Source organism: Lactococcus cremoris subsp. cremoris NBRC 100676, assembly GCF_001591705.1.
In the GTDB taxonomy this organism is placed as follows: domain Bacteria; phylum Bacillota; class Bacilli; order Lactobacillales; family Streptococcaceae; genus Lactococcus; species Lactococcus cremoris.
In genome coordinates, this window is the sequence record NZ_BCVK01000022.1 from 25840 (window position 1) to 36428 (window position 10589).

Here is a 10589-nt window from a genome sequence, read left to right on the forward strand (position 1 = left end):
TTTTTACCTTACCATCACTTCTACTATTATACAAAATTTTGGCCTTTTTTTCTCCTATTTTTTACGAATAGAGCTGTCAGTAAATTGATGAATTATAAAATATTTATTTTACTGACAAAATGAGCTAATTAAAATAGGATTTTTCGTCAGAACTGTCTATTTAAACATCTCAGCTTTTGGGACGAAATCTCCACCAAGATATTTCTTAGAAATCTTAGCCAAGCTACCATCAGCTTGCATTTTAGCTAATACTCCATTCACATCTTTTTGAAGCTTTTGCCCTTCTTTATCTTTACCAAAAAGGAAATATTCATAACCGTCATGTTCAGCATCGCCAGTATCCATACTGATATCTTCAATTTTTAGATTATCAAATCCTTGTTCTTTAACAGCTGACTGTAAAGAAATTTTATCATAAAGCATGAAATCAATCTTACCTGATTCTACTTGTGTGAAACGAGTATTAATAGAAGTGGAATCTGCTGAGTAACTAATTTTAATTTGCTTATCTGGATTGGCTTTGTTCCAATCTTGAATTGATTTTGTATAATTTGAAGCTGGATTACCAATTGTTGATTTTCCAGCCAAATCTGCCAAGGTTTTATAAGTTCCAGATTTCACAAGAACAGCGTTATTAGATTTGGAAAGTGGTGATGAGAAATAGTATTTTTCAGCTCTGCTTTTTTCCCAACCAAAATCATTAGCACCCATTTGATATCGACCAGAATCAATCCCTGGCGCAATTCCAGAAAAGTCTGTGGCTTGAAATTTCACAGTGTATTGCGGCAATTTTTTGAAGACAGCACGAGCGACTTCAATATCATAACCAGTTAAATTTCCTTGACTATCTGAATAAGTAAATGGTTTTGTTGCACCATCTGTCGCAATTACAATTGATGTTGTTTTATTATCTGACGTCTTTTTTGAACCTGAGGAGCATGCAACCAAAGTTCCAGCAGCGATAAGTGAAAGAGCAGCAAATGTGACCTTTAGTGATGTTCTCATAAAAGTTCCCCTTTAAAAATTTGATAGACCTATCTTAACATGAACTTAACCAATTTGCCATAAAAAAAACTTATAGCCACTTTTAGCTATAAGAATAACAAATAAAAAAGTAACGATATATCATTACTTTCTTCTATTATATTTAGTATTCTAAGGCGAAATCAGCTGGCATATCGGTAACTGAACTGATCTTAACTGATTCTCCTGGTTGTGGGGCATGTATAACCTGACCATTTCCAAGATAAATTCCTACATGGTCCCCGCCGTAAAAGATAATCAAATCTCCAACTTTGGCTTGGTCGAGTGCTACTTGTTTGCCACTTGCGATTTGGTCCCAAGTGGTACGACCAATTTCTTTACCTAAAACTTCTCTATAGACATAGCTTGTGAATCCTGAGCAATCAAAGCCGGCTGGTGTAGTTCCACCCCAAACATAGGGAACACCCATATATTTTTTAGCTGTACTTACAAGCTTATCAGCTCGTGATTGAACTTCTTTGGCAACACTTTGTGTTTTTTCTACTTTGGATACGGCACTGACTGTTTCATTCATTGTTTTTGTTAAAACATCAAGTGAACTAGTCGCTGCTGACAGATCTGTTAGTGAACTCTGCGCGTCATTGTCTTCAAATACTGAATCTGCTTTTGCAGGATTAGCAATCATGGCAGCACTAAAACTTACCATAAGTGCTGCGGAAATAATTATTTTTTTCAACATTGTTAGCAAGTATAACACAAAAAAACCGCCTGACAAGCGGTTTTACAAGCTTTTAATTTTTTGTAAATTTGTTACCAAAAAAATTTACACTTAATTTTACAGTAACAAATCCCTTGAAATCCATTTCTAAAATAATCCTGAGATTTTACCATCATCAGTCACGTCCATTTTTAAAGCAGCAGGATTTTTGGGCAGACCTGGCATTGTCATCACATCTCCTAAAAGAGCAACAATAAATCCAGCACCGATTTTCGGAATCAGCTCACGCACTGTAACCTCAAAGCCTTCGGGAGCTGCTAAAAGATTCGCTTGGTCTGAAAATGAATACTGCGTTTTAGCCATACAAACTGGTAAGTTATTCCAACCATTTTCTTCAATTTCTCTCATCTGACGCTTAGCTTTCGGAGATAAATTAACTTTGGAACCGCCATAAATTTCTGTCACAACTTTGTCAAGTTTTACTGACAAGGGTTGATTTAGCTCATAAAGATAACGAAAATCAGGTTTTGCTTGTAACATTGCTGACAGTTTTTCAGCTAAATCTAAACCACCTTCGCCACCTTTAGCAAAAACTTGAGTTAGTGAAACTGAAACTCCCAAAGCTTCTGTCAGTTCTTTTAAAGTTGAAATTTCTGACTCTGTATCCGATGCAAATTGATTAATCGCTACAATCACTGGCAGGCCATAACTTTGCATGTTTTTGATATGCCGTTCCAAATTAGCAAAACCTTTTTTAACAGCCTCGACATTTTCACTTGTCAATTCTTTCTTATCAACGCCACCGTGCATCTTAAGCGCACGAAGCGTAGCCACAACTACCACAGCATCAGGTTGTTTCCCTAACTGACGTGTCTTGATATCCAAAAATTTTTCACCACCAAGGTCAGCTCCAAATCCTGCCTCTGTAATGACAATATCAGCCAATTTAAGTGCTGTTTTTGTTGCTAAAACAGAATTACATCCATGGGCAATATTAGCAAAAGGTCCACCGTGAATTAAAGCTGGTGTTCCTTCAATTGTTTGAACAAGGTTTGGTTTAAGGGCATCTTTTAAGAGCATTGCAATTGCCCCCTGAACCCCTAAATCTCCGACACTGACAGGTTTACGGTCATAATTTTGAGCGATGACAATTCTTGCTAAACGCTCTTTCAAATCACTGATAGAAGTCGCCAGACAAAGAACAGCCATAATTTCGCTAGCCACTGTAATATCAAAACCATCCTCACGAGGAACCCCATTAAGCGGTCCTCCCAGTCCAATCGTTACATGACGTAAAGCACGGTCGTTCAAATCAAGCACACGTTTCCAGATAATTCTTCGTGGGTCAATATTTAAAAGATTCCCTTGATGAAGCGAATTGTCCAGAAAAGCCGAAATTGCGTTATTAGCCGTTGTAATGGCATGAATATCTCCTGTAAAATGAAGATTAATGTCTTCCATTGGAAGAACTTGAGCAAATCCACCACCAGCTGCTCCACCTTTAATTCCCATGACCGGACCAAGAGAAGGCTCTCGTAGAGCAACCATTACATTTTTATCTTGTCTGGCAAAGGCATCAGCAAGCCCCACTGTCACCGTCGATTTACCCTCACCCGCTGGTGTAGGGTTAATAGATGTTACTAAAACCAATTTCCCATCGGTTTGTTCATCAAACTTTTCTAACACTTCTAAGGGAATTTTAGCCTTATATTTCCCGTAAAGTTCAATATCGTCAAAAGATAATCCTATTTTTTCGGCAATTTTAGTAATTGGTTGAATTTCAGCAGCTTGGGCAATTTCAATATCTGTTTTCATAATTCTCCTCTGAAAATATAAACTTAAATTTTCTTTAAATCATACTAATTTTAATATTATTCTAACAAATTTTTCTATAATTTACTCTCAAAAATATTTAATATAGTTCCTTTGGTCAAAAATTGTTCGGAAATAAAAAAAGACTAGCCTCAGCTAATCTTTAGATTTTCTCAATTTTAACTGCTGTTCCGTAAGCAGCGACAGAGTCAATATTTTGGAAAGTTGATGAGTCAAAGCGCATTGCAACAATCGCATTGGCTCCTTTTGCTTTCGCTTCTTCTTTCATTCGACCAATCGAAGTTTCACGAGTATCATGTTGAAGCTTTGTATAACCATTTATTTCACCACCCACAACAGTCTTCATTTGTTGACCTGCACTTGAAAATAAATTCCGAGAACGAGTCGTTAAGCCAAAAACTTCACCATAAACTTCTACAATTCGATAACCCGCAACCTCATTGGTGGTCACAATAAGCATATCATCCATCATGTTCCTCTTTTCGTAAAGCATAAATTTAAGATAATTATAGCACGACTTTAAAAATAATCAACGATTTTTATTTACTATTTCTATTTTTGGTAGAGCACTTCAAATTCTTCACAAAGAACATCCATATCCGGTTGATAGATGCCTAGCCCATTCCAAAAATCCTGATGAACTTCTCGCCAATATTCTAAACTTTGGTCTCCCTCGCCTTCCTTGTAAGCATGTTCCGCACTCACTTCAGAAAATTTTCGAACATATACTTTTGAAGTCCTAATTGCGGCTCTTGGTTGACCCTTCCCATCTAATAAAATATCAAACTTCCCATCAACACTTGGCAATGGTTCATCTTCTCCATAATCAGCAAGAGCACTTGCAGTTGCACTCTTTTTTCCCACTAAAACTAAGTTTAATAATTCATCTGCTAGTTCTGGCTCAGTTATTGGACCATTAACCTCATTACAAAATGCCCAAGCCCATCTAAAATTTTCTCTTGCCAATCCTGCTTCTTTGATAAAATCTTCGTAAGTCATCTTTTCTCCTTTTGAGGCTTTCTAAATTGCCTTCATTTATTCCATCATATCAAAAATTTACAGCTTTTGACTAAGAAATGTTCCATCCAAAAATGAAAATTTTCACTAATAAATTGCCAGATGGTCATAGCTATTAAATGTAGTCAAAAAATCCTTGCGAGATGCTTAAATTTTTAAGATTTCTATCTACCTTTTCAAAAGCCCGATGAAATTGATAGATTCCTTTTGTATTGACCCGCCTGACTAAAAAATGAATATAAAAAAATTCTTTAAGTGAAGTTTTTATTTTACAAAAATCCTTCTCACCTCTCCTACTTTTTTGATAAGTTTCTACTTACACTATATTTAATATTTCTTGTAACCGTATTTATAAATACTTTTTAAAAACATTTTTTCACTTTGATTGTTTATATGGGTAAATTACATTACTATTAAAGAATATTTCAAAGAATTAATAAACTACAAAAACTTGATTTTTCCCCCAAATGTTTTTGATTTATAAGCTTTAATTAGGTTAGGAATATTAAACTTTATGAGAAATGGAAAAACTCCAAAACCAAAAAAAACAATCTATAAAAGAATTTGGTTTTGGATTGTCGTAGTCATCCTTGTTGTTATCATTGGTAGCGCGCTTGGAGGCGGAGGAAAAGATAAGAATAAAGATTCTTCTTCAAAATCTACGGCGGCCTCTAAATCTTCTAGCAATTCTAAGGCTTCATCTAGCTCTTCTGAAAAACGAAAATCTGGTTGGACACAAGAAATTTATGATTCTATCGTTTCAGCAACTGCAAACTTTAACAATGATGGAACAATGGCTTAAAGTGGCGGTACACCTTATGCTGATATTGAAGGAAAAGTTGGTAAACCAACTACAACTTCTGAATCTAGCATTGGAGATCAAACTTTAGTTACAGTAAACTGGACTTCAGTTTCTTGGACAAAAGGTTCAACAGAGAGTGTTACCGTTCAATACGACAAAGCTTCTGGCCAAATTACAAGTAAATCTAAATTTAATGCATAAGAAACTTTACCTCATCTCTGAAAAGATGGAAGGAAAGTTTATCTAAAATAAAAAAAAGCTTTTGAATAAGCTTTTTTATTTTCAGAAATAACAGAAGATGGAAAACTCTTCTAATAAAATAGAACTTGAGTGATAAAAAATAGACCTTCTAAAGGTCTATTTTTTTTAAGAAACAGAAATTTACTTAGCTTGAGAATTAACTCAACTTGTCAGTAAAACAAAGCTCTAAATTAATTATTCAGCAATCAAAGTTTCCAAACCAACTTTCATCATATCTGTAAATGTCAATTGACGTTCTTCAGACGTTGTTGATTCTCCTGTCAAAATATGGTCAGAAATTGTCATAATTCCCAAAGTTTGCACTTTATATTTTGCCCCAAGATAATAAAGACCAGCTGCTTCCATTTCGACAGCCTTCACACCGAGTTTTCCAACTTTAACTGCATCTGGTCCACCATAGAACAAATCAGAGCTGAGAATATTTCCAACGTGAGTTGTAATTCCGAGGTCTTTTGCAATATGATAAGCCTTATCAAGCAAATCAAAATCAGCAATTTGCGGGAAATCAAAATCAGGAAAATCATGACGGACAATGGCTGAAGTTGTTGCTGCTGCCTGACCAATGACAAGGTCGCGAATATGAACATCTTCATTTACAGAACCAGCAGTCCCAACACGAATTAATCTTTTAACGCCATATTCCGTAATCAATTCATTAGCATAGATTGAGATTGAAGGAATTCCCATTCCTGTTCCCATGACAGAGACACGGTGGCCTTTGTAAGTTCCAGTAAAGCCAAGCATTCCGCGAACTTGGTTAAATTGCACAGCATCTTCAAGGAAGTTTTCTGCGATAAATTTTGCGCGAAGTGGATCTCCTGGTAAGAGAATTTTATCTGCGATTTCGCCTTTTTGAGCTTCGATATGTGGTGTTGGCATTTTTAATTTCCTTTTCTTTTAATATAATTATCAAATTTACTGACAGAATTTTCGTCAGTAAGTTAAGAACTTAATTTTTCCAGCGTTTCAAACCTTTGAGTTGCATTGGATAAAGTTTTTTGAAAAGCCATTTTTGCATTTTAGGCATTGGATTATTATCCAAACCTTTTCGTCCAATTTCAACCATTTCATCAAAAGTAAGATCTGGTTTAACAAAACGACCTTGCATATAGCAATAGATACAATATTCTGTTGAAAATTCGCCGTTTGCTTCTGTTCCTTTGTAAGAATCATCAGCGATTGGCATTCCGCAAGATTGGCAAAATGCTTTTTTAGCCATAAATAGATTTTTCTTTCTGCTTCTGTCAGTAAAATTGACTGACAGAATCACTTTATTTTAAACTAACGCATCCAAGAATGATTCACCCGTTTGAGCTTTTTTAACAGAGAAGTTTTCAGCAATAGTTGCTGAAATGTCAGCAAAATGTCCCACAGGTAAAACTTTAGGTTCTTTAAATGATTTAGAGAAAATTACGAGTGGAATATATTCACGAGTATGGTCAGTTCCTACGTATGAAGGGTCATTCCCGTGGTCAGCAGTAATCATCAACAAATCATCTTCATTCATTGCATCAATGATTTCTGGCAAGCGACCATCAAAGTCTTCAATTGCTTTTCCGTAACCTTCAACATCGCGACGATGTCCATATTTAGCATCGAAATCAACTAAGTTTGTAAAAGAAAATCCTTCAGTAAATTCAGTTTTCGTCATTGCTTTAAGTAGACGGTCAACCCCATCCATATCATTATGGTTATGACCCATATCATATTTAACACCTACTGTGTTGAAAATATCTGAAATTTTTCCGACTGAGTAAGTATCAATCCCTGCCTTGTAAAGTTTTTCTAATACAGTTTCAGCAAATGGTGAGAGCGCATAGTCACGACGTCCATCAGTCCGTTCAAAGTTTCCGGCTTCTCCAACATAAGGACGAGCAATAATTCGGCCAATCATGATTCCAGAACCTTCTAGGGTAATTGAACGAACATATTCACAAATTTTATAAAGTTCTTCACGAGAAATAACATCTTCATGTGCAGCAATTTGTAAAACAGGGTCAGCTGAAGTATAAATAATCAACTCTCCAGTTTCCAATTGACGAGGGCCGAAATCTTCAATGACCGCTGTCCCAGAATAAGGTTTATTCGCTTCACGAATGATTTTACGACCAGAAAATTCCTCAATTTTTTCAAGTAAATCTTCTGGATATCCTTCTGGATAAGTTGGGAATGGCGTTTGAATATTCAAGCCCATAATTTCCCAGTGCCCAGTCATTGTATCTTTACCTTTTGAAATTTCTTCAAGTTTTGTGACATAAGCTGCTGGTTTTTGTGCAGCAGGAATCGTTTTGAGTGGACTTTCACGCGGGATATTTCCCCAACCTAATTTTTGAAGATTAGGCACATCAAGTCCACGAATTTCTGAAATATGACCAATCGTGTCTGATTTCACATCATTAATTGCTTCATGCGTTTCAACGTCATGATTAAAGAATTTGTCAGCATCTGGTGCAGCACCAATTCCGACAGAGTCCATTACAACAAGATGAATACGACCAAATTTTTTAGGCATTATATCTCTCCATTTCTGATGCTATATCAATAGCAAAACTAACTAATTCTATTATACATAAACTATCCAAAAAAGGGCAGTCAAAGCTGTTAAGAAAAAGACATTCTTTTTGCCAAAAATTGCTTTTTTTAATAAATAGATGTCATAAAAAAATCATTGGATGCTTGACCAATGATTTTTATCTTTTTATTTTAAACTTTCTTGAAATTGTTCTTTAGCCAAATCGAGATTTGCTTGTGAAATCGCAGTGACTTCTGACTGACCTGCTACTTTGCTACTGTGGATATTAATTTTTTTAATACTTATTGCTCCATGGTAATTTAAAGCTAAAGCCTTAACATTTCCAAAATTAAAAGTAGTTTTAAAAACCTTAGGAAAGACTGTCAAAATTTGACCATAATGTCTGATTAAAAGCAGCGGACTTTTGAGTTTGCTGATAACTGCCATTACAACTTCTTGCTGACGTGCAAAATCTTTTTTTGTATCTCCGGTATTTAAACGAGTGAAATAAGCTGCTACTTCCTTGGTATTGTTTAAGGCAACGGTTCCTTGAGGAAACTTGAAACCTTGGGCAGTAAATTCATTAGCATTCTGAATAGATACACCACCAATGGCCTGAACTAATTCTCCCATTTGGTCTAAATCAATTCTTACAAATTTATTGGTCTTAACCTGAAGAAGCTTCTCCATCTCTTTAATAACCGCTGCTTCTCCCCCAGAATTATAGAGAGTCAGTAAACTTTGATTGTCTGGCAGCAGAGCACTTGTCGAAAGATTGATAACCGTCGTTTGTTGCAAACGCGGATTCGTCGCTGCCATATCTGCCGAAACTAAGACGTCTTTCCCATCAATTTTACTTATTCCAAGAATGGCCGTCGTAAACGCCTCCTTCTTTTTTAAGGAAACAGAAGTCATTTGCGTTGGCGGATTCACATAAGCCTTCGTTACAGCTGTTTTCACATCAAAATAAACTTTTCCACCAACAGCGCCTATAAGAAGGACCAAAAACAAAAGCACAGCCAAAATTATTTTTAAAGTAGGTCTTTTCTTTTTTTTAGCTCCACGTTTTAAGTGACTGTCATTTTCTGCAATTCTGGATTTACTCATTTTATTCTCCTTAACCTGCCATTATTGATTCAATCAAATCTAAGACTCGATCCGTTGATTTTCCATCTCTAAATTTATACATTTTGTCAGTAAATCGTTGCCGTTTCAAATTATCATTCTCTGTTTCACCATTAACAGCCGTGATTGCTTTAATTAACTCATCTTCATTTTTAGTAACTTGACCTGGAAATTCATTTTCATAATCAATCGTAAATCCCGGCTTATGCGAATAGGTCATTAAATCAGGACTATAAGCAATAATTGGTTTATTAAATACCATCCAATCAATTGCAATCGCCGAATAATCTGTCACTAAAATATCTGTCACACAAAAAAGTGAAGAAATCAATTCATCTTGAATATACAAAACATGTTCATTTTTTTCATAATTTGAATGCTGAATAAGCGGGTGGCTTTTGTAAATAATAAGATAATCATTTCCAACTGCCTGATGAACCTTCTCTAAATCAATTAGTGCTTCTTTAAAATGCGTACTAATTCGTCCTCTAAATGTTGGCGCATAAGTAATAATTTTCTTTCCCTTTAAAAGAGGATATTTTTCTAGTAATCTCTGAGAAGTCTGGTCAACAAATTTTTGGTCAAAAATCTTATCATTATTTGGAATTCCAGTCACAAAGACTTGAGACTCTGTCACATTAAATGCACGCGCAAAAATTGGTTTTAAAAAATCAGAGTTAGCGATTGTATAATCATAATGATTAACGATATAATCTCGTTCCACATCATTTCCAAATTTTTTCAATGCGCCTGTCGCATGCCATAACTGCAAGACTTTAACATTCTTACGATGTGGAAACTTGGAAACAACAAAATTATTATAATCAATAATGACTAAACGTGAACTCTCAATTAAAAACAACTGACGAATACAAGCATAGCCATATTTTATGTTTCCCCAAAGAGAAGATTCAAATTTGAACAAAACCGTCCGCAGTTCATATTTATCTTTTTGCTTCAAACGGTCATAAATTAACTTAAAATCTTTTGACAAATTACCATGCTCCAAAGAAATAAAAGTAATCCGATTCTTCTTCACCCTCATAATGAAGGCAAAAGGATAAAAAATTCCAAGAATTATTGTCAAAATAATTGATTTAGTTTTCATTAAAAATCCTCTTAACAACTTTAGAACAAGCTTTCCCATCATTCCATAAGTTAAATTTTTGATTAAAATCCTTCAATCGTTCAAAATCAAAATTTCCGTCATTAATTTTCATTAATAATTCTTCTTCTTTTTTGATGATGTCATTAGGTAAATCCTCAGGGACATTCAAATAAAAGCCCCTTAAGTCCTGCTCATATTGTTCAAAATCATACATATAAAAACCCGAATT

General features: G+C 35.0%; 12 protein-coding genes. 1 reads left to right on the forward strand and 11 read right to left on the reverse strand.

The window, feature by feature from the left end; all coding sequences use genetic code 11:
- Positions 1–156 precede the first annotated feature (156 nt).
- From LLA01S_RS05400 to LLA01S_RS05420, 5 genes are all read right to left on the reverse strand, one after another.
- Positions 157–1005, reverse strand: coding sequence for an amino acid ABC transporter substrate-binding protein (locus LLA01S_RS05400; RefSeq protein ID WP_021165167.1), 849 nt, complete (start codon positions 1003–1005; stop codon positions 157–159).
- Between the two features lie 142 nt (positions 1006–1147).
- Positions 1148–1741, reverse strand: a complete 594-nt coding sequence (locus LLA01S_RS05405; RefSeq protein WP_021211092.1) for a C40 family peptidase — start codon at positions 1739–1741, stop codon at positions 1148–1150.
- Positions 1742–1849: 108 nt separating this feature from the next.
- Entirely contained in the window at positions 1850–3517 is a 1668-nt protein-coding gene (locus tag LLA01S_RS05410) for a formate--tetrahydrofolate ligase (RefSeq protein ID WP_061777954.1), read from the reverse strand.
- Positions 3518–3677: 160 nt separating this feature from the next.
- Positions 3678–4004 (reverse strand): heavy metal-binding domain-containing protein, encoded by a 327-nt coding sequence (locus tag LLA01S_RS05415; protein ID WP_011675885.1) that lies wholly within the window; start codon positions 4002–4004, stop codon positions 3678–3680.
- Positions 4005–4087: 83 nt separating this feature from the next.
- Complete coding sequence (locus LLA01S_RS05420; RefSeq protein ID WP_061777955.1) at positions 4088–4534, reverse strand: ASCH domain-containing protein; 447 nt, start codon at positions 4532–4534, stop codon at positions 4088–4090.
- 532 nt (positions 4535–5066) lie between these two features.
- Here LLA01S_RS05420 and LLA01S_RS13105 point away from each other — a divergent pair.
- Positions 5067–5354 carry a hypothetical protein gene (locus LLA01S_RS13105; protein ID WP_231099827.1) on the forward strand — a complete coding sequence of 96 codons (288 nt, stop codon included), beginning with the start codon at positions 5067–5069 and terminating at the stop codon, positions 5352–5354.
- Positions 5355–5789: 435 nt separating this feature from the next.
- Here LLA01S_RS13105 and deoD read toward each other — a convergent pair whose 3' ends face one another.
- The 6 genes from deoD to LLA01S_RS05455 form a co-directional block, all read right to left on the reverse strand.
- On the reverse strand, positions 5790–6494 hold the full coding sequence (gene deoD / locus LLA01S_RS05430; RefSeq protein ID WP_011675883.1) for a purine-nucleoside phosphorylase: 705 nt from the start codon (positions 6492–6494) through the stop codon (positions 5790–5792).
- Positions 6495–6564: 70 nt separating this feature from the next.
- Positions 6565–6834, reverse strand: coding sequence for a zinc ribbon domain-containing protein (locus LLA01S_RS05435; protein WP_021165163.1), 270 nt, complete (start codon positions 6832–6834; stop codon positions 6565–6567).
- Between the two features lie 57 nt (positions 6835–6891).
- Positions 6892–8127 carry a phosphopentomutase gene (locus LLA01S_RS05440; RefSeq protein WP_011675881.1) on the reverse strand — a complete coding sequence of 412 codons (1236 nt, stop codon included), beginning with the start codon at positions 8125–8127 and terminating at the stop codon, positions 6892–6894.
- Between the two features lie 186 nt (positions 8128–8313).
- On the reverse strand, positions 8314–9234 hold the full coding sequence (locus LLA01S_RS05445; RefSeq protein WP_032949918.1) for an LCP family protein: 921 nt from the start codon (positions 9232–9234) through the stop codon (positions 8314–8316).
- Between the two features lie 10 nt (positions 9235–9244).
- The gene (locus LLA01S_RS05450) at positions 9245–10360 is read right to left on the reverse strand and encodes a CDP-glycerol glycerophosphotransferase family protein (protein WP_015082307.1); all 1116 of its coding nucleotides are present in this window, start codon (positions 10358–10360) and stop codon (positions 9245–9247) included.
- Positions 10350–10589: CDP-glycerol glycerophosphotransferase family protein (locus LLA01S_RS05455; protein ID WP_174519538.1), on the reverse strand; the 240-nt coding region annotated here is incomplete at its 5' end. The genes LLA01S_RS05455 and LLA01S_RS05450, both read right to left, overlap by 11 nt.